Annotated in this window: 23 protein-coding genes; 8 read left to right on the forward strand and 15 right to left on the reverse strand. The window is 63.8% G+C overall.

Annotated elements, in window-relative coordinates:
• Window positions 1-46: 46 nt before the first annotated feature.
• A complete protein-coding gene (locus P6U25_RS11615; RefSeq protein WP_407151305.1) occupies window positions 47-202 on the reverse strand; it encodes a hypothetical protein in 156 nt (51 codons plus the stop codon).
• Between the two features lie 291 nt (window positions 203-493).
• Here P6U25_RS11615 and P6U25_RS11620 point away from each other — a divergent pair, with 291 nt between their 5' ends.
• The 4 genes from P6U25_RS11620 (at window position 494) to P6U25_RS11635 (ending at window position 2,840) form a co-directional block, all read left to right on the forward strand.
• Window positions 494-892 (forward strand): calcium-binding protein, encoded by a 399-nt coding sequence (locus P6U25_RS11620; protein ID WP_407152496.1) that lies wholly within the window; start codon window positions 494-496, stop codon window positions 890-892.
• A 353-nt stretch (window positions 893-1,245) separates the two neighbouring features.
• Window positions 1,246-1,326: a pyrroloquinoline quinone precursor peptide PqqA gene (gene pqqA / locus P6U25_RS11625; RefSeq protein WP_035721241.1), complete on the forward strand. Its 81-nt coding sequence runs from the start codon at window positions 1,246-1,248 to the stop codon at window positions 1,324-1,326.
• Between the two features lie 221 nt (window positions 1,327-1,547).
• Window positions 1,548-2,432, forward strand: coding sequence for a hypothetical protein (locus tag P6U25_RS11630; RefSeq protein WP_407151306.1), 885 nt, complete (start codon window positions 1,548-1,550; stop codon window positions 2,430-2,432).
• A 171-nt stretch (window positions 2,433-2,603) separates the two neighbouring features.
• A complete protein-coding gene (locus P6U25_RS11635) occupies window positions 2,604-2,840 on the forward strand; it encodes a hypothetical protein (RefSeq protein ID WP_407151307.1) in 237 nt (78 codons plus the stop codon).
• Window positions 2,841-2,944: 104 nt separating this feature from the next.
• Here the strand turns inward: P6U25_RS11635 and P6U25_RS11640 are convergent, their stop codons facing one another.
• From P6U25_RS11640 to P6U25_RS11655, 4 genes are read right to left on the reverse strand one after another with little or no spacing between them, the layout of a single operon-like run.
• Window positions 2,945-3,298 carry a hypothetical protein gene (locus tag P6U25_RS11640; RefSeq protein ID WP_407151308.1) on the reverse strand — a complete coding sequence of 118 codons (354 nt, stop codon included), beginning with the start codon at window positions 3,296-3,298 and terminating at the stop codon, window positions 2,945-2,947.
• A 40-nt stretch (window positions 3,299-3,338) separates the two neighbouring features.
• Window positions 3,339-4,049: an ABC transporter ATP-binding protein gene (locus P6U25_RS11645; RefSeq protein WP_407151309.1), complete on the reverse strand. Its 711-nt coding sequence runs from the start codon at window positions 4,047-4,049 to the stop codon at window positions 3,339-3,341.
• Complete coding sequence (locus P6U25_RS11650) at window positions 4,039-4,776, reverse strand: ABC transporter permease (RefSeq protein ID WP_407151310.1); 738 nt, start codon at window positions 4,774-4,776, stop codon at window positions 4,039-4,041. The genes P6U25_RS11645 and P6U25_RS11650 overlap by 11 nt, the downstream gene beginning before the upstream one ends.
• 1 nt (window position 4,777) lies before the next feature.
• Window positions 4,778-5,740 (reverse strand): ABC transporter substrate-binding protein, encoded by a 963-nt coding sequence (locus P6U25_RS11655; RefSeq protein ID WP_407152497.1) that lies wholly within the window; start codon window positions 5,738-5,740, stop codon window positions 4,778-4,780.
• A gap of 104 nt (window positions 5,741-5,844) precedes the next feature.
• Here P6U25_RS11655 and P6U25_RS11660 point away from each other — a divergent pair, with 104 nt between their 5' ends.
• Window positions 5,845-6,204 carry a hypothetical protein gene (locus P6U25_RS11660; protein ID WP_407151311.1) on the forward strand — a complete coding sequence of 120 codons (360 nt, stop codon included), beginning with the start codon at window positions 5,845-5,847 and terminating at the stop codon, window positions 6,202-6,204.
• Between the two features lie 126 nt (window positions 6,205-6,330).
• Here the strand turns inward: P6U25_RS11660 and P6U25_RS11665 are convergent, their stop codons facing one another.
• Complete coding sequence (locus tag P6U25_RS11665; RefSeq protein ID WP_407151312.1) at window positions 6,331-7,161, reverse strand: quinoprotein dehydrogenase-associated SoxYZ-like carrier; 831 nt, start codon at window positions 7,159-7,161, stop codon at window positions 6,331-6,333.
• A 46-nt stretch (window positions 7,162-7,207) separates the two neighbouring features.
• Window positions 7,208-8,134 (reverse strand): quinoprotein relay system zinc metallohydrolase 2, encoded by a 927-nt coding sequence (locus P6U25_RS11670; RefSeq protein ID WP_407151313.1) that lies wholly within the window; start codon window positions 8,132-8,134, stop codon window positions 7,208-7,210.
• Between the two features lie 167 nt (window positions 8,135-8,301).
• Between P6U25_RS11670 and P6U25_RS11675 the strand changes: the two genes are divergently transcribed.
• Both P6U25_RS11675 and P6U25_RS11680 read left to right on the forward strand, forming a co-directional pair.
• Window positions 8,302-9,183, forward strand: a complete 882-nt coding sequence (locus tag P6U25_RS11675) for a substrate-binding domain-containing protein (RefSeq protein WP_407151314.1) — start codon at window positions 8,302-8,304, stop codon at window positions 9,181-9,183.
• On the forward strand, window positions 9,180-9,743 hold the full coding sequence (locus tag P6U25_RS11680) for a PQQ-dependent catabolism-associated CXXCW motif protein (protein WP_407151315.1): 564 nt from the start codon (window positions 9,180-9,182) through the stop codon (window positions 9,741-9,743). Before P6U25_RS11675 ends, P6U25_RS11680 begins: the two co-directional genes overlap by 4 nt.
• Before the next feature lie 30 nt (window positions 9,744-9,773).
• Here P6U25_RS11680 and P6U25_RS11685 read toward each other — a convergent pair whose 3' ends face one another.
• The 8 genes from P6U25_RS11685 to P6U25_RS11720 form a co-directional block, all read right to left on the reverse strand.
• The gene (locus P6U25_RS11685) at window positions 9,774-10,070 is read right to left on the reverse strand and encodes a copper-binding protein (protein WP_407151316.1); all 297 of its coding nucleotides are present in this window, start codon (window positions 10,068-10,070) and stop codon (window positions 9,774-9,776) included.
• A gap of 138 nt (window positions 10,071-10,208) precedes the next feature.
• On the reverse strand, window positions 10,209-10,838 hold the full coding sequence (locus tag P6U25_RS11690) for a hypothetical protein (RefSeq protein WP_407151317.1): 630 nt from the start codon (window positions 10,836-10,838) through the stop codon (window positions 10,209-10,211).
• Window positions 10,835-11,683 carry an ABC transporter permease gene (locus tag P6U25_RS11695; protein ID WP_407151318.1) on the reverse strand — a complete coding sequence of 283 codons (849 nt, stop codon included), beginning with the start codon at window positions 11,681-11,683 and terminating at the stop codon, window positions 10,835-10,837. The genes P6U25_RS11690 and P6U25_RS11695 overlap by 4 nt, the downstream gene beginning before the upstream one ends.
• The gene (locus P6U25_RS11700) at window positions 11,680-12,501 is read right to left on the reverse strand and encodes an ABC transporter ATP-binding protein (protein WP_407151319.1); all 822 of its coding nucleotides are present in this window, start codon (window positions 12,499-12,501) and stop codon (window positions 11,680-11,682) included. The genes P6U25_RS11695 and P6U25_RS11700 overlap by 4 nt, the downstream gene beginning before the upstream one ends.
• Window positions 12,498-13,469, reverse strand: coding sequence for a YVTN family beta-propeller repeat protein (locus tag P6U25_RS11705; RefSeq protein WP_407151320.1), 972 nt, complete (start codon window positions 13,467-13,469; stop codon window positions 12,498-12,500). Before P6U25_RS11705 ends, P6U25_RS11700 begins: the two co-directional genes overlap by 4 nt.
• A 14-nt stretch (window positions 13,470-13,483) precedes the next feature.
• Window positions 13,484-14,665, reverse strand: coding sequence for an ABC transporter substrate-binding protein (locus P6U25_RS11710; protein WP_407151321.1), 1,182 nt, complete (start codon window positions 14,663-14,665; stop codon window positions 13,484-13,486).
• Window positions 14,666-14,995: 330 nt separating this feature from the next.
• The gene (gene fghA, locus P6U25_RS11715; protein ID WP_407151322.1) at window positions 14,996-15,841 is read right to left on the reverse strand and encodes an S-formylglutathione hydrolase; all 846 of its coding nucleotides are present in this window, start codon (window positions 15,839-15,841) and stop codon (window positions 14,996-14,998) included.
• A gap of 24 nt (window positions 15,842-15,865) precedes the next feature.
• Window positions 15,866-16,486: a response regulator gene (locus P6U25_RS11720; protein WP_407151323.1), complete on the reverse strand. Its 621-nt coding sequence runs from the start codon at window positions 16,484-16,486 to the stop codon at window positions 15,866-15,868.
• A gap of 189 nt (window positions 16,487-16,675) precedes the next feature.
• Between P6U25_RS11720 and P6U25_RS11725 the strand changes: the two genes are divergently transcribed.
• On the forward strand, window positions 16,676-18,040 hold the full coding sequence (locus P6U25_RS11725) for a histidine kinase (protein ID WP_407151324.1): 1,365 nt from the start codon (window positions 16,676-16,678) through the stop codon (window positions 18,038-18,040).
• Window positions 18,041-18,198: the final 158 nt, after the last annotated feature.

Consider the following 18,198-nt stretch of genomic DNA (forward strand, 5'->3'; position numbering starts at 1 on the left):
ACTCGGCACCAGCGGGCGCGACCGCTCGCAGCCGTCCTGGAATGGATCAACTCGATGGTGCGTGCCGGCAGGCGGTCGGACGTGGCTTGGTGCCACGCTTGTCGGGCGGCACGTTGCAATTGTCGATGCGCTGCTCGTCCGTCCATTTGCGGCCGAGCCGTTCCTTGCCGGTCAGCGTACCCTGCAGGGTCGTCTGTCCCACTGGAGCAGGGTGCCCGCCCTGGGCGGACGCGGATGCGACCAGACAGAGTGCGAAGAAGCAGCCCAAGGCGTTCCGATCAATGCAGCACATGATTGGCCTCGTTCGCTTATATAGTGCGTTGCAATCGAGAAGCATCGCGAGATGATCACATGGGCTGTTTCTTTCCACCCGAAACCCGACAGCAGCCCGCGGTCTGTACAAGCTGTGCAAAGCTGCGCTGAAATCTGCTATGATCAGCCTCGACGAGTAGGCCACGTTTCGCGTCGCGGTCCGAGCGAGAGGGGACGAATGATGATATCGCGTCGATCCGTTGCTCTGGCGTTGCTCGCAGCCGTTCTGTCCGGCCCCGCACTGGCAGCATCCCGCCGCACCAGTGCGCTCAAGATGCTCGACCCGGACAATGACGGCACCGTCGATCTTGCCGAGGCCAAGAAGGCTGCTGCCGACCTGTTTGCAAGGCTCGATCATGATCACGACGGTACGCTCGACGCGCGCGAACTGAAGGGGCGGCTGACCGCAAAGGAGCTGGCTGCGGCAGATCCCGATCACGACGCCACGCTCACGCTCAACGAATATCTCGCGGTCGTCGAACAGCGCTTCAACGCAGCCGACCCGGACAAGGACGGGACGTTGGACGCGAAGGAGTTGAATTCGCGCGCCGGGCGTGCGTTGCTGCGCCTGCTCAAATAACGGTGCGGGCGCCGGTCTCTGCGGTCTATTGGGGGCGCGTCGCAGGCTACCTCGCTCCGGCTGCAGCCATGACAAAAAAAATTGCGATTTCGCTCCTGGACAAGACACGATTGAAATGGCTGGGGGACAGGGATTGCCTCCGCGCCTGGCCGAAGCCGGAAAATGCCTGACGGAACAGTGTCGGCCGTTGCCCTGGACCGCTTGTGCCCAGGCGGATCCGGCTGCGCCATCGGTCAAGGCACATGTCCAGCAGGGAAGTCGGCCGTTATCGCGTCGGCTTGCGCCGGGCTGGAGGCGGCCCTAGCTTTCGCCCCCGGCGCGAGTCTCGCGCCAGCTTACTTGGGAGCACGCGAATGACCTGGAAAACTCCGAAGATCGTCGAAGTGCCGGTGGGCATGGAAATCAACATGTACGCCTGCGCAGCGCGCAAGTGAGTCGAGACGATCTGCCCGGCTCGTGCAGCTTGCTGTATCGAGCCGCGGCAGGCGTCCGCGCTTCGGCAGCGAATGTGCTGCCGTTCTAAACCATCGATCGCCGCGATCGGCACGGAGAGCGGCTTGCGAGCCGATGTGCGCCCGTAGCCAGATTTGCTTACCGCCATACGCCTGAGCTAGGGTGGAGCCTCCTTGCAGGGGCGGGTTTTCAAGTCGATCCGATGGCTTTCGGACTGAACCAGGTTCGGTGGACAGAGACCATATGTGCTGCGACCGCGATCGTCGCCGCGCTGCTGCCGTTTGCCGTGCGAGCCGAAGGCATCGATACCGAGCACATCTTCGGGTTCATGATCGGATCGGATGTCGGCACCGTCGGCGAGCGCGAATTCCAAAGCGTGACTACGGGTCGCTTCGCCAAGGATAGCGGGACTTATCGCGCGATGAGCCAGCAGCTCGAAGCCGAGTTCGTTCCAATGCAGGATTTCCGCGTCGAGGTCGGAACGACGTTCATGGCCCATGACATCGCCGGCGTACCGGGGCTCGATGATCGCCGCCAACTATCCTGGCAAGGCCTGTCAGTCGATCTCCGTTACCGCTTTCTTGATCGCGAGACCGCGCCGTTCGGCATGACGCTGGCGATGGAGACACATGCCGATCGCGTCGACGAGACGACCGCGGCGGTGGTTCGCAGCTATGGCACGGAATTCACTGCGGCGTTCGACCGCGAGGTGATCCCGAATGTTGCCGTGGCCGCTCTCAATCTGAGCTACGAGCCGGAATGGACCCGCGTGCCCGCGACGGGCTCGGCCGAACGGGATGCCACCGTCGGCGCGGCATTGGGGCTGATGGTGCAGGTGCGGCCCGGCGTCCTGCTCGGAGGCGAGGCGCGCTACTTCAGGAAATATGACGGGATCGGCCTCGATGCGTTCGCGGGACAGGCGCTCTTCATCGGCCCCACCGCGTATTTTCAGCTCTCGGAGAGCTCCCGCCTGACCGCCGCCTGGGGCATCCAGGCCTGGGGGCAACGCCCAGGAAGCAACGCCACGCTGGACCTCGTCAACTTCGAGCGCCACCAGGCACGCCTGGTGTTCGGCGTCAATTTCTAGAGCATGATCCGGAAAAGTCTGAAGCGGTTCTCCGAAAGGATCGTGTCAAACAAATAGCTCTCGCTTTAGGGGCCGGTTCCTGCGTTCTTTCACGGGGCTGTGAAACCGCGGATTGCGTGATTGCGGACTTCGCCGCATTATCCGGCGATGGGCACGTTTTGAGGAGTGCACATGAACCTGATCGACCTAATCGTCACGGTATGTGCCGTGATGTCGCCTGCCACCTGCGAGGAGAAGCACCTGGTGTTTGACTGGCAGGGATCGCTGCAGCAATGCGCGATGGCTGCGCCGCCCTATATCGCGCAATGGATCGGCGAGCACCCGAAATGGACAGCGGTGAAATGGCGGTGCGAATACCCGCATGCCAACGACCACGCTGGCGCGGGCGGCGATACGCCGGCGGGTTAGAGCCGTTTTTCGGGTCTGATTGAATCAGAACCGAAGCTCTAGATTCTTGTTTTGACGCGCTCACGCGAACCGGTATCGACTTCGCTCGAAAACGCTCTAGGCGCTTACTTGTTGCAGTCCTTCAGGTCCTTGTCGGAGACCGAGAACACCGCGTCGGCCTTGATCTCGATGTCGCGGACAAAGCACTGCCTGGAGCCGGCGTAGCTGACCTTGGCATCATAGCGGCCGGGCTCGACGCCGATGATGCGCAGGCGCTCGTCGTGGTCGACCTCCTTGTCCTTGTCGTTCAGTGTCTGGTTGGGACCCCACTCGTTCTTGCCGGCCGGCGACAGCTCAAAGCCCGAAATCGTCGCGCTGGTCAGATTCCACAGGCGGATGCCTTTGCCCTTGCTTTGCGCGAGCGCCAGGCCCGGCACGGCGAGCAGCGAGACAGCAACCACGATCAACGCACGCGACATCGAGAAGCCTCCCTGGAGTTTCCTGAAGGATGAACGCGCCTCACATATTTGCAAGGTCCAACTGCAAGAGCCGCGTCTTGATTTCGGTGATCTCCTGCTCGCTTCGCGTCGCCCGCGGTGTGGCAATCGTTTCGACGTGGAGGATCCGGGCCGGCCGTGCCGACAGGAAGAACAGCCGGTCGCCGAGGCGGACCGCATCATCAAGATCGTGGGTAACCAGCAGCGTCATCATCTTTCGGCTGGCGACCAGCGTGGCGATCTGGTCCCGCAGCCGTCCGGCAAGTGCGCTGTCGAGCGAAGCCAGCGGCTCGTCGAGGATGAGGAAATCCGGCTCTATGGCAATGGCCCGCGCCAGCGCGACGCGCCGGGCGAGGCCGAGCGACAATTCGCCCGGGAAATGGCCGCGGTGCGCGCTCAATTCCAGCAGCGCGAACAGCGTCGCCAGCCTGCTGCCGTCGACATGAGGCGCGGCAAGTCGCACGTTCTCCTCGACAGAACGCCAGGGCAGCAGCCGCGGCTCCTGAAACACCATGCCGAGCCGAACGGCTGCTGAGCGCACGACCTTGCCCTGGTAGTTGCGGTCGAGGCCGGCGAGAATCCTGAGCAGGGTGCTCTTGCCGCAGCCCGAGGGACCGAACACCACGCCGACTTCGCCGGCGTTCAGCGTAAAGGTGATGTTGCCGAGCACGTCGTGGCGCTTGCCGGCCGCGTTCTCGAAGCTCTTGCCCGTGATATTGACGTCAAGCTGCACGGAGCCGCCACCGCGATAGCCTGGTTTCAAACGGCTGCACCAGCAGGGTTTCGATGACCAGCACGACCGCCGCAAAGCTCAGCGAGTAGGCAAGCAGCAGCGGGATGTCGAAGAGCTGGAAGGCGACGCCGATCTCGAAGCCCACGCCATTCGGCCGGCCCAGCAGCTCGGCGACCAGTACGATCTTCCAGACCAGCGAGAGTCCGGATCGCGCAGCGGCCGCGACGTAGGGCGCAAGCTGCGGCAGGATCACGTGCCGGTACAGCCGACCGCGCGGAAACGCAAACGCCGTCGCCATCTCGTCCAGTGCCGGGTCGAGCGCGCGGGCGCCCTCGCGCAGGGTGACGACGGCGGTCGGCAGCTTGTTGATGGCGATCGCCGCGATCGCCGCAACCTCGGTGAGCCCGGCCCAGATATAGGCGAGCACGATGACGACGAGCGCCGGCAGGTTGAGCAACAGGATCAGCCAGGGATCACCGAGCCGGTTGACCAGTTGGACCCGGCCCATCGCGTAGCCGATCGCCGAGCCGATCGCCATCGCCAGCGTGAAGGCCAGCGCGACGCGCGCCAGTGTCGCGCCGAGATTGAGGAACAGGGCCCCGGACCGCGCCTCGGCGATCATCGCCGTCAGCACCACGGGCGGCGCCGGCAATTTCGCCTCGCCGATCAAGAGCGAGGCAATCCACCAGGTCGCAATGAACAACACGAATGACAGGAGACGCAGCACCTCAGTCTCCGGGATTGGCTTGATAGAAGGTGCCGGGGTCGAGCTCGGCCGCGGTCCCGACCAGCTCGCGACCGTCGATCTGCGCCAGCACGCGGTACAACACGCGCGCATCGGCCTCCTCCTCGGCGACCGTGCGGCGCGGAATGCCTTCGCGATAGCGGTCGCGATAGGCATGCAGGGTGGCGGCGTCGGGTGCGCCGGTCAGCGGCGCGATCACATCCCATTCGGCATCCGATGTGGCAAGGATTTCCTTTGCCGCGCGTGTCATGGCGATGAAGCGGGCGACCATGTCACGGTGGGCGCTGGCCCAGGCTTCGTCGAAGACGTAGCCGATCATCGCAATCCGTCCTTTGGCGCCGAGCTTCTTGAGGACGTCTTCCATGCCGGCGAGGCGGCGAAAGCCCTTGGCCTCGAGCGCGGCACAGAAATTCCAGTAGTTGAGGACAGCGTCCATCTCGCCGCCGAGCGTCTTGGCAGCGAGTAGCGGCGGGGCGCCGTAGACGACGGTCGATTGCGACTTCAGGTCGATGCCGTCCTGCTTCAGCGACGCCTGCAGCAGCAGCCAGTTTTTGTCGATCGCCCCACCGGCGACGGCGAGCTTGCGCCCCCTGAGGTCGGCGAGCGTCTTGATCGGGGAAGAGGCCGGGACCATCACGGCGCCGAGTGCGCTCGAATAGGGGTAGAATTGCAGCTTGGCGCCGAGCGACCGCTCGCGCGATACCCAGGGCCAGTCGGACACCATCACATCGGCCGTGCCGGCACGTAGCGCGATCTTGCCGGCCTCGGGACTTGCGAGCTCGACGATGTCGATCGACAGATTGGCTTTCTTGTCGAGACCGTGGGAGCGGATGACCGCCAGTTCCCAGGCCAGCGTCCCGGTCTTCTGCGCTGCAATGCGGATTGTCTCCGCGCCACAGGAGGTGCCGACCTGCATGACGGCCAGAACGGCCGCGGCCAGCAGCATGCGAACAGAACCCTTCATCGTCTCGTGAGCCACTTCCCCGAATGTTTTCTTTTCTGTCGTCGACTCATAGCATAGCCTGCGGCCGAAGAAGAGGAAGCAGGACCATGGCACGAGCTGGCATGCTAGGACCGATTGTCGCCGTCTCGGCCGTGCTCGCCGCGACCGGCATGCGCGCGCGGGCCGACGAGATCAACGACTATCCGACCTCGGCACGTGCCGAATACGTGTTCGGTTGCATGAAGGCCAATGGCGAGACCCGGCAGACGCTCGACCAGTGTTCCTGCTCCGTCGACGTCGTTGCCTCGCTCATCCCCTATGAGCGCTACGTCACCGCCGAGACGGTATTGAGCATGTCGCAGGTGCGCGGCAATCTGGGAACGCAGTTCCGCTCGTCCGAGCAGGCGACGAGTGCGCTCAACGACTTGCGGCGCGCGCAGGCGGAAGCCGAAGTCAGGTGCTTCTAACGGCCCGTCGTGGTGCAGAGAGTCGGGCGAACCGCGAAGCCCGGGGTGCGCCCTGCGTTCTTCGAGGCGGCCGCGTTGTGGCACCCTCAGGAGGAGGGAAACCAGTAGAATCTCGCGGCTGAAACGTCAGGTCCCGGAAGCGTCGGCATTCCATTGGTGCTCGAAGACATGCCCGTCGGTGTCCTTGGCCTCGGCGCGGAAGTGCTTTGCGCCGTTCGAAACATAGGTAAAGCGGATATTGGGATCCTCGGAAATCGAGATTCCTCCCTCCATGGCGAGCACCGGGCTGTCGTCCTGCCAGAGGTGCAGTTCATTGATGAAGAAGGCAGGGATGTAGAGGTGCGTGATCTGGTCCATCTGAAGGCCGGAATTGTTGGGATGGCCGATCATGATCTGGGCATCCCGGATATTGCTCGCGGGCCCCTGTTCCGGCCTTGCGAACTGCCGGTAGCGCATCTGGCCCAGCCGGTTCTTGGCTTCTTCGGCATTCTTGACCGCCGGCGCCGAGCAGCCGCCGGATGCCTTCACATAGGTCTTGGTCACGTAGAGCTTGCCGTCGCTGAGCTCGGCGACCGCGTGCACGTCGGTGTAATTGTTGACCCTCACCCGGGTCGAGATCTCGGTGACGTTGGCGTCCGGGCCGAGGGTGAATTTGGCCGCCATCGGCGCTGGGTTCTGGTCGATCACGAGGGTGATCGTCTTGATGCGACGGTTGTCGCCGGGCGACAGCTTGGTGCGCAGCGTCACCGGCACGATCGCGGCATCTTCCGCCCGCGCCGGCATCTCGATGCCGATGACGTCGCTGCCGTCACTCATCGGGCGGTTGTTGAAGATGTCCTGGACGAGCCCAGGCCAGGGATCATAGGCATCCGTGCTTGCCGCGGGCGCGGCAGGCGCAGCCAGCGCAATCGATACGGTGCCGGCGAGGCAGAGCTGACGGATGCGATGTCGAAGCATGGTCACTGATCCAATGTGGCAGCGTCACTATAGGGCAGTGCGCCAGCTATTCCCATTCCATTTCTGAGAATGCTGCAGTTGCGTTGCGTGCGTTGTAATCGTCGAAGAGCTCCCAGCGAGTCCGTTCGGACGCCGCGGCATGTTCGGCGGCCGCCGAGATCGGCTTGCCGCTTGCGATCAGCGCGCGAATGTCGGCCGCCAGCGTCCCGAGATAACGCCGCTCGTCCGCGAGCGCGGCAGGCCATCCGCTCACGGCTCCGTGACCGGGAACCACGCGTTGCGCAGGGATGGCCGCAAGCTCGTCGAGCTCACCCAGCCAGCCCTTCAGGCTGCCATCGACCACGGGAATGTGAGTCAGAAACGCCAGATCGCCGGCGAACAGGGTTCTCGTCCGCTCGTCGAGCACCGTGAGATCGTTGTCGCTATGGGCGGTCGGCCATGCCTTGAGCGTGAGGGTCCGGCCGCCAAGGTCGAGCTTGAGCGTATCCTCGATCAGCACGGTCGGCGGAATGATCCGGACCTCGTCGATCAACTCGTCGCCCATCGTCCGGCGAAAGCCGTCGAGATAGAATTGCCCGCGCACGGCCAGCGCACGCGGCAGGTTCTTGTGGCCGACGAAGCTCGTCCCCTCGTTGACGAAGGCGGCGTTGCCGAAGCTGTGGTCAGGATGGGCATGGGTGTTGATCACATAGCGGATCGGCTTGTCGGTATGACTGCGGACCGCGGCCAGCAACCGGCGGCCCTCGCGGACGCTGCCGCCAGTGTCGATCACGGCGACGGCGCTATCACCGACGACAAACCCGACATTGGCGATGGCGCCTTCGTTCTCACGCGTCATCAGCGCTACGACCCCGACGTGCACGAATATTCCGGGGGCGACTTCGCTTACAGGCAATTCCGGCTCCTGCGCCCGCGCTATTGTCGAGGCAGCGAGCGTCAGGAGCAGCGCCATCACTGAAATGCCATGAACCATGATTCCGCCTTGGTTTCACCGGGACGCACGATCGAACGCCTGAGCGCCCGGTTTGCATTGCAGCAAGCAACGCGACGCGGTCGCGATGATTATTCCTGTTGCACGCCATGGTGCGGCGGGCAATCTATGGATGGCGGCGACCCATCCGATCGAGAGGAGACCACGTGATGAGAATTGTCGGATGTCGTCCCGCATTGTTCGCGCTTGCCGGAATCATCACCTGCTTCGTCGGACGCGACGTGGCGCTGGCCCAGGTCAACGATCAGGGCGAACTCTCCATCGAACTCGTCGATCCCAAGGTTCTGCGCATCTGTGCCGACCCGCGCAACCTGCCGTTCTCGAACGACAAGGGCGAAGGATTTGAGAACAAGATCGGCGAGCTGTTTGCCGCGAAGCTGCAGAAGAAGCTCGACTACATGTACTTCCCGCAGGCGACAGGCTTCGTGCGGGTGACGCTCGGGTCGCATCGCTGCGACGTGATCATGGGATTCCCACAGGGCGACGACCTCGCGCAGGGGACCAATCCCTATTACCGCACGGCTTACGCCCTGGTCACCAAGCCCGGCGGTGGGCTCGAAGACGTCGCAACGCTGGAAGATGAGCGGCTGAAGAGCAAGCATATCGGCATCATTGCGGGGACGCCGCCGGCGACCAATATGGCTATCGCCGGGCTGATGGGGAATGCGAAACCCTATCCGCTGATGATCGACACGCGCTTCGATTCCTCCGCGGAGGCGATGATCACCGACCTGACCAAGGGCGAGATCGACGCCGGCATCCTGTGGGGACCGATGGCAGGGTTCTACGCCAAGAAATCCAATCCGCCGCTGCATGTCACACCGCTGGTCAAGGAGACCACGGGACCGAAGCTCGTTTATCGTATCGGCATGGGCGTGCGGGCGGCTGATCAGAACTGGAAACGGCAGCTCAATCGTCTGATCCAGGAGAACCAGCCGGCGATCAACAAGATACTGCTCGATTATGGCGTTCCGCTGCTCGACGAGCACGATCAGCCGATTGGTCCGGAGACCGCAAACAAGTCGCCATGATCAGGCTGTCCGCAGCCGCACTCGCCACGCTTCTGGCAATTGCCATGCCTGGCAATGCGCAGGATCGTCCCGCGGAACCCGCGGGTTATCGCACCGAGGACTACCGCGCTCCGGTGCCCGCGACGCTGGCAGGCGCGCGCGTGCTCACCACGGAGGAGGCTGAGGCCATCTGGCGCGAGAAGTCGGGCAGCTTCATCGACGTGCTGCCGCGCGCGCCGAAGCCGGCAAACCTGCCTGCCGGCACGGTGTGGCGTGACAAGCCGCGCCTCGATATCCCCGGCAGCATCTGGCTGCCCGATACCGGCTACGGCGGGCTCGCCGCATCGACGGAGGATTATCTGAAGCGCGGGCTGGTCCATGCCTCCGGCGGCAACACCGCGACGTTGCTTGTGATCTACTGCCAGGAGAATTGCTGGATGTCCTGGAATGCCGCCAAACGCGTGCTGTCCTACGGCTATCGCAACGTCGCGTGGTATCCGGATGGAACCGACGGCTGGGAGCGTGCCCTCCTGCCACTTGCACCCGCCGAGCCCGAACCGCGGCCCGGCGAGGAGAAATGACTCCCGTGGCTCGCGTCGGTCCGTGAGCCGCTACGGCTTCTTCTTCTCGAGCTTGTCGATCGTCTTGGTGCCGTTGCTCTCGGTGGTCGAGTAGCTGACTTTGTCGCCAGCGTGGAAGGCTTCGAGCGACTGGCCCTTTGGCACCTTGTATTCCGGAGCGCCGCTGGCCGCCCCGACCGTGCCGGACTCCGTCTGCTGGATGGCAATCGTTCCGGCCAATCGGTCAATCTTGGTGATTATTCCCGACATGGATTGCTGGGCCAAAGCCGCTGACGTGACCAGACTTGCAGCCGCTAGGCTGGTCAGGGCGATCTTAGCTGCTCTCATCGGTGTCTCCCAAGCTCAGACATAGTTGGAGACAACGAGGAAGCGGACCGGTTGGTTCCGCACTTTATCCTGGGCCTTTGTGTGGCGTTTTTGTCTGGCACATTTGCCAGGGAGACCCGAGGTGCCCTGCCGCAAGCGTCAGTCCAGCTCCTGCTGGATCGCGCGGCTGAGTGCAAAAAGGCGCTGATCGATTGTGGTCGGCACCTCGCAGACATATTTCACCACGTGCCGTCGATCCTCGAAGATCCGCGTCTCCCAGGTCAGTTGGTTGCCGAGCTCGTCGACTTTGGCCTGATCCGGCGGCGTCGCGTCCTGCAGCGCCTGCAGCGCGAGAGTATCGGTGCGGATCTTCTCCGCTGCCTGGCGCTGTTTGCGCATGACGCGCTCCAATCCGTTCATGACGGATGCGCGCTGCGCGTTGAGCGTGTCGAAAAGGCCGGCAAACAGCAGCTTTCCGGCGTTGGTCTTGTCGGCCGCCGAGGCCGACAGGAAACTGGTGATCTCCTTCTGCGCCTCGTCGAGCGGGACACGTCGCGCCGAAAGCTTTGCCACCAGGGCGCTGACCTTCGGATCGTCCTTCCACTTGCTTTCCGCATCGTCGAGCGGCGGCCCCGCCCAGACGGCGGCGACCGAGATTTCAGGCACCTTGGCCTGGGCGCATGGCCAGTCGGGATAGCGCGGGTCGGCGGCCAACGCCGCATGGTTCGACAGCGTGATGGCGAGCAGCGCGCCGCCCGCAATCGCCCACGTCTTGAGTGGCCATCTCATGCCTCGCCTCCACCAGGACCGCGGCGTACGAGGCCACGCGATGGATCGTAAGCGACGATCGCGCCGATCATGAAGACCACGGTGCAGCCTCCAACCACTGCGAGCGAGATCCAGTTCATCTTGCCGTACAATGCAAACCGTATCAGCTCCACCGCATGCGTGAATGGATTGCATTGGCAGACATAGTACAGCAACGGGCTACCCTCCTGCACGCGCCAGAGCGGGTAGAGGGCCGATGAGGCAAAGAACATCGGGAAGATCACAAAGTTCATCACGCCGGCGAAATTCTCGAGCTGCTTGATGACGGACGAGATCAGCATGCCCAGCGCGCCGAGCATCAGCCCGGACAGCACCAACGCCGGCAGCACCGTGAGATAGCCGATCGTTGGCGGCGCGATGTCCCAGAACCACGCGATCAGCAGGAACGCATAGACCTGCAGCAGGGAGACGGCGGTGCCAGCCAGCAGCTTGCAGAACAGCAAGTAGCCACGCGGCAACGGGCTCACGAGCAGCGTCCGCATGTTGCCCATCTCGCGGTCATAGACCATCGACAGCGAGGATTGCATGCCATTGAAGAGTTGGATCATCGCCATCAGGCCGGGCGCGATATAGACCTCGTAGAGGATGTAGGTCTCGTAGGGCGGGATGATCGAGATGCCGAGCACCTGGCGGAAGCCGGCGGCGAAGATGAACAACCACACCAGCGGCCGGACCAGCGCCGAGACGAAGCGCTCGCGCTGATGCAGGAAGCGCAGCGCCTCGCGCCATACGATGCCGTTCAGGCAGACGATGTATTCCGACAGCGAGAAGCCGCTTCGCGCCGAAGTAACCGTCGTGCTGCTCATGCTGGCGGCCTCCCGGTGAGCGTCTGCGTGCCGGTCAGGCGCATGAACGCGGTGTTGACGTCCTGAGCCCCGGCATCCGCGATCACGCGCGACACCTGGCCGTGCGCCAGCATCCTGCCCTGATGCAGCACGACGAGATCGTCGCTCGGCATGATTTCGTCGAACAGATGCGTCGCCCATAGAACGCCGATGCCCTGCTCGGTGACCAGTTGCCGGACGTAGTCGAGGATGTCGGCGCGCGCCTTGACGTCGAGCCCGACGGTTGCCTCGTCGAGCAGCAACAGGCGCGGCCGGTGCAGCAGGGCGCGGGCGATCTCGAGCCGCCGCATCTGGCCGCCGGAGAGGTTGCGCACTTTGCTGCCGGCGCGATCGGCAAGGCCAATGCGGCCCAGCACCTCCTCGCTGCGCAGACGCGCCTCGCGGCGCGAGATACCGTGGAGGGCTGCATGATAGAGCAGGTTCTGCGTCAGCGAGAGATCGAGGTCGAGCGTGCGCGGCTGGAACACCACGCCCAAAAGCCGCAGCGCTTCGCCCGGCGTCCGGCTGATGTCATGGCCGAAGATGCTGATCCGGCCGGTCTGGATGCCGAACAGCCGGGTCACCAGCGAGAACAGCGTGCTTTTCCCCGCACCGTTGAGGCCGAGCAGGGCCGTGAAGCTGGCGGGCGCGACCGTGAAATTGACGTCGATCAGGGCGCGGCGCGAGCCATAGTTGTGGCTGATATTGTCGATCGACAGCGCAGGCTGCACGGCAGCGCCGGGGCCGGGAGCGGGGTTCGGCAAAGGCTGGCTTGCAATATGCGCGTCGGTTGCTGTCATGGTTTTCCGATCGTGACGCCCCAGGGCAACTCACCGACCTGGATGGTCTTGATCACCTTCTGCGCGGCGACATCGATGACCGAGACGTCGTTGGAGACACCGTTGGTGACCATCAGGTACTTTTCGTCCGGGGTGAAGTCCATGTGCCAGACCCTCTGCCCGACCAAGAGATATTTGAGCACCTTGTGCGCGGTGGCGTCGACCACCGCGACGCGATTGGCGGGGCCGAGCGCGACGAATGCAGTCTTGCCGTCCTTGGTCATGCCGATGCCGACGGGCTGGATCGCCTCGCTGCGCAGACCGGGAATGGCGAAGGTGATCTTGCCGGTCACCTCGTGCTTGGCGGGATCGATGATCGACACCGTGCCGCCGATCTCGGAGGAGACCCACAGTTCCGAGCTGTCCTGCTTGAAGACGGCGAAGCGCGGTCGCGAGTCGACCAGCACATTGGCCACGACCTGGCGCGTCGTCGTGTCGATGAAATGCGCCATGCTGGTGGTTTCGGACGTGTTGATCAGGATCTTGCCGTCGGGGCTGACGGCCATGCCTTCCGGTTCGACGCCCACCTGGATGTCGCCAAGCCGGGTCCGCTTTTCGAGATCGATCACCGTGACTGTGTTGTCGTTCTCGTTGGCGACGTACATGATCTTCCCGGCGGCGTCCTGGGTGAACAATTCAGGGTCGGGGCCGGAGGGCAGGGTATCGACGATCTGCTGGGTCTTGGTATCGATCACCTGGATCGTGTCGTCGTCGCCCACCGCGACCCAGACGAACTTGCCGTCGTGCGAGAATTCGATGCCGCGCGGCCGCTGGCCGACCTTGATCGTGTTGGTGACGGTCCAGTTGTCGGTGTCGATCACCGTGACGGTGTTGCCCTTCTCATTGGAGACGTAGGCGACGTATGCGGACGCCGGCGCGGTGGCGGCGAGCCAGACGAGCATCCCGGTGAACAGACAACGGCGCCACATGCGTTAAATCTCCCTCACTGCAGCTTGCATTTCGTCTCGGGCCGGTCAACACCGAGCGTGTCGAGCTCGGAAACCTGGTGCAGGAAGCCTTCCTGCGGCGACACCGAGACGACCATGCGTCCGTCAGCCAGCAGGATCGGCTGACGGAGCTGCAGATTCCAGTCGCGCAAGGTCAGCCGCGTGCCCTTGAAGGCGGCGACCGAGAAGTTCGGCCCCTTCAAGAAGGCGATGACCTTCTTCGGGTCGCCTGAATTGGTGCGGGCCGTTGCCTCACCAATCATGCGGGCTGCGGTCCAGGCTTGCATATCGAGCGCAGTCATGTGCCGCATGTTCAATTTCATGAAGCGGTTTTGAATCTGGACAGCGCCCCACTGGTCATGTGCGGCGTCCCAACTGGTCGGCACCAGGCCGGCCGAACCGGCCACCGGCCGCGGGTCCCAGGTCCTATAGGGCAGATAGTCCGCGAACACCTGGCTCTCGTCGGCCGCGACGAGAACGTCATAGGCCGGTGCCTGCTGCGTGAACACCGGCATCTGACGCTGGATCAGCGTCACGCCGCTGTCGGTGCGGCGCGCTCCACCGGTGTCCTCGAAGGTCCGCTCCTGGACGATCTTGGCGCCGAACCGCGTGGCGGCGCGGCGCAGCGCGTCGGCGTAAAGTTTGTCCGGATCGTGCGAACCGACCACCAGCAGCCAGCGCTTCCACTGCTTCCACACCAGATATTGACCAAGCGCATCGGCGAGCATCGATCGCGTCGGCGCGACATGGACGATGTTGGCGCGGCAATCCTGCTCGCGCAGCCGATCGTCGATTGCGCCGGCGTTCAGGAGCAGGGTGTCCCGATCGTGTAATGCGTCTGCGGCCTTGAGCAGCGCATCAGCAGGCAGATCGGTGATGATGTAGTCGTTACGGCCGGCGAGATCGATCGCGACCTTGGCGATATCGTCGCCGGGTTTGATTCTGACTTCTTCGAGCGTGAAGTGCTGGTTGAGGAATTTGCCCGTCGTGTTGTTGTCCTCGATCGCAAGGTGTGCGCCGGCGATGCCATCATTGTCGGCGGGCTGTTCGGCAAGCGACAGCGTTGTCTTCACGCCGGCATGGCCGAGATAGCCGATATGGATCTCGATCGGATCCGCCGCCAGCGCCTGGCTCGTTGCCAGCCCGAGCGCGATCGCGGCAATCAGCCATCGGAACATAATTCCTCCCGTCACGTCGTTGTTCGAGCATGAACACCGGATGCACTCTTCCGGATCGTGCCTTGGCTTGCAAGATGACCGAATTGCCCGGGCTTGCAACCCCACCTTTGGGTGCTTCGAGGTTACAAATTTCGCTGGTTCACAATCATGAGATCGACGTTCATTGTCCTCGTTGCAGAGCTGGTGATGCCGGCGGCGGCGCACGCCGAGCCGCCGAACTACTGGTGCCGCGGTTGCGATTGAGCATCCGGGAACGCGTGGGCCGGCTTTGCCTCTCGGCAAACGCACAGCGTTCGCGCGCCGATCGTGCTCAAATCACGGGGCGAGGGATCACGCCTTCAGGCGGGCCGCATGCCAGCGCAGGTGATCCGCCATGAACGTTGAAATGAAGTAGTAGCTGTGGTCGTAACCCGGCTGGCGCCGCAGGGTGAGGGGAATGCTGGCCTTCTCGCACGCGGCCTTCAGCAGTTCAGGCCGAAGCTGCTCGGTGAGGAATTGGTCGGCATCGCCGTAATCGACGAGCAGGTCGGAGAATCGGGCGCCGTCCTCGATCAGCGCGACCGCGTCGTGCTTCCGCCACGCCGCCTTGTTGCTGCCGAGATAGCCACCGAGCGCCTTGTTGCCCCATGGCACCTGTGATGGCGCCACGATCGGCGCGAAGGCGCTCGCCGCGCGGTAGCGCTCGGGATGGCGCAGCGCCACGGTTAATGCGCCATGGCCACCCATGGAGTGGCCAAGGATCGATTGCCGTGTCGTATCGACAGGGAATTGCTCGGCGATCAGCTTCGGCAACTCCTCGGTGACATAGCTCCACATGCGATAATTGCGGGCAAACGGCGCTTCCGTCGCATCGACATAGAAGCCCGCCCCGAGACCGAAATCGTATGAGTTGGCGGGATCGCCAGGCACGCCTTCGCCACGCGGGCTGGTGTCCGGCGCGACGAAGATCAGGCCGAGCTCGGCGCAGGCTTGCCGGAATTCACCCTTCTCCGTGACATTGGCGTGGGTGCAAGTCAGCCCCGACAGATAGGTGACGACCGGCAGCTTCGCGCCGGCCGGATGGGCCGGGACGAAGACCGAGAAGGTCATGTCGGTCTTGGTCTCGCGGCTCGGATGCCGATACACGCCCTGGATGCCGCCATGGGATTTGTTCTGGGAAACCATCTGCATTGTCATGTTCCTTGACGGTGGAGCGTAACGTCAGGCGACGCCACTTTCGATCGCCAATCGCACCAGCTCCGCCGAGGTGCGCACGCCGAGCTTCTGGCGCATGATCGAAGACGTGTTGGCGACCGTCTTGTAAGACGAATGAACCAGCCAGGCGATCTCCGACAGGCTCTTGCCCGAGGAGAGCAGGCGCAGAATCTCCATCTCGCGCGAGGTCAATCTGGACAGCGGGTTTTGCGCGAAGGCCGGTCGCGCGAAGGCGACGCGGCGGGCGATCGCGGGTGGCAGATAGACACCGCCATTGCCGACTTCGCGCACCGCCTCCGCCAGATCGTTGGGGTCACCGGTCTTGGAGACGTAGCCCTTGGCGCCGATATCGATGGCGCGGGCGGCAAACACCGGATCATCATTCATGCTGAACATGATGATGCGCGCTCCCGCCTCGCGCGCCAGGATGCGGCGCGCCAGCTCGAAACCAGAGACCGTCGGCAGGTTGATGTCGATCACGCAGATATCGGGCTTTTCGGTAACGAAGGCCCGTTCGCCGCTCTCGGCGTCCGGCGCTTCCAGCAGCACGACATCGGGATCGTCGGCGAATACGGTGCGGCAACCCGACGCGACGATGGGATGGTCATCAACGATCAGAATGCGCATGGCGTTGTCCCGTCGACCCGCTTCGATCCGTTCATCATCGCATCAACTCGCACGACGTGCCGGCGAACGCCGGTTCCAGTCCGGTTGTACACCTCGTGCAAGATAGCAGTAAGGTGGGATTAGATAGCCGGGCAAGTTTGGCTGTCAACGATCCTCTGGGAGGAGGACCTCGCGATCAGGGGCAACGCAATGTGGCGAAAACTATCCTTGCGCGCACGGATCAACCTGCTGCTGGCGCTGATCCTGTTGATCGGGTTGGGCGTCAACATTGCGCGGCTTGTGCTGGAAGCAGGACCTCGGGTGCAGGCCGAGGACCAGAGCACGATCCGGCTGGCACGCGAGTTCGTGGGGACGATCGTCGCAGGTCTCAAGGAGGCGCCAGATCCCGGTGCGCGGCTCGACCAGATCGTCCAGGATCTGAGCCGGCTGCGCCATGTCAGCATCACGCGGCAGGATGAGGCGACGACCAAAGCATCCAAGCCAGCCGAGCAGGCCAGCGATCCGCGCGCGCCGCCCGCATGGTTCGTGGCGCTGGTGCACCCCGAGCAAACCTCGGTGCGTGTGCCGATTTCGATCCGCGGCGAGGCGCAATCGCTGCTGATCACCTCGCACCCCGACGACGAGATCGCCGAGATCTGGGACGGCATTGTCACCCAGGTCGAGGTCGGCTCTGCGATCGCGGTCGCGCTCTTTCTGGTGACCATGCTGGTGGTCGGCCGCGCGCTTGCGCCGCTCGAGGGGTTGTCGAAAGCCATGACCAGCATCGAGGCGGGGTTCTACGATGTGCGGGTCGAGCCGGGCGGATCGCCTGAACTGGCCGCGATCTGCTCCAAACTTAACCATCTGGCGGCAACCTTGGGCGAGGCCGTTGAGGGCAAGCGGCGGCTCGCCGAGCGCGCGGTGTCGTTGCAGGATTCCGAGCGCAAGGAGATCGCACGCGAGCTGCACGACGAGTTCGGGCCCTATCTGTTTGCGCTGCGCGCGCATGCCGGCGCGCTGATGCGCCTGTCCGAGGTCGACAAGCCTGATCCGGTGGCGCTGCGCAAGCATGGCAATGCGATTCTCGAACAGGTCAACGCGCTCCAGCAGTTCACGCGTCGTATCCTCGAACGGTTGCGGCCCGCCGGTCTCGCCGAGCTCGGGCTTCGCGACGCGCTCGGCGCATTGGTACGGTTGTGGAGCGAGACGCATCCCGAGGTAGAGATCGAGAGCAGCGTTTCGAGCGCGCTCGGCGATACCGGCGAGACGGCCGACCTGACGATCTATCGCATCGTGCAGGAAGCGCTCACCAACGTGTTCCGGCACGCCGGCGCGACCGCAATCAGCATCACCGTCGAACCGGCGGAGCGGCAGACCGGCGTGCGCGACAGCAGGGTATGTGCGCTGGTGAGAGTGAGCGACAACGGCCGCGGTCTTCGAGCGGACTACAGGCTGGGGCGAGGTCTGACCGGCATGCGCGAACGAATCCTCGCGTTGGGCGGGACGCTCAACGTCAACTCGGGCGATGACGGCGTGACGGTCGAGGCGCTAGTTCCCAAAGGCGTGGTGGCCTGAACGCTGTACCAGCTTGGGAAACTATCGCTCGCCTTCATTCGGGAATTATTCCCGAATCTTTCGGGAACAGATTTCGGTGGCGTGGCGCGCAATCTGCTCACTAGTATCGTGCTGCGAACCGGCGGGGATAAGCAAAGGCCGGCCCTTGGTGGGTGGGA

The sequence above is a fragment of the Bradyrhizobium sp. ORS 86 genome (genome assembly GCF_045571475.1).
Taxonomy (GTDB): Bacteria; Pseudomonadota; Alphaproteobacteria; order Rhizobiales; family Xanthobacteraceae; genus Bradyrhizobium.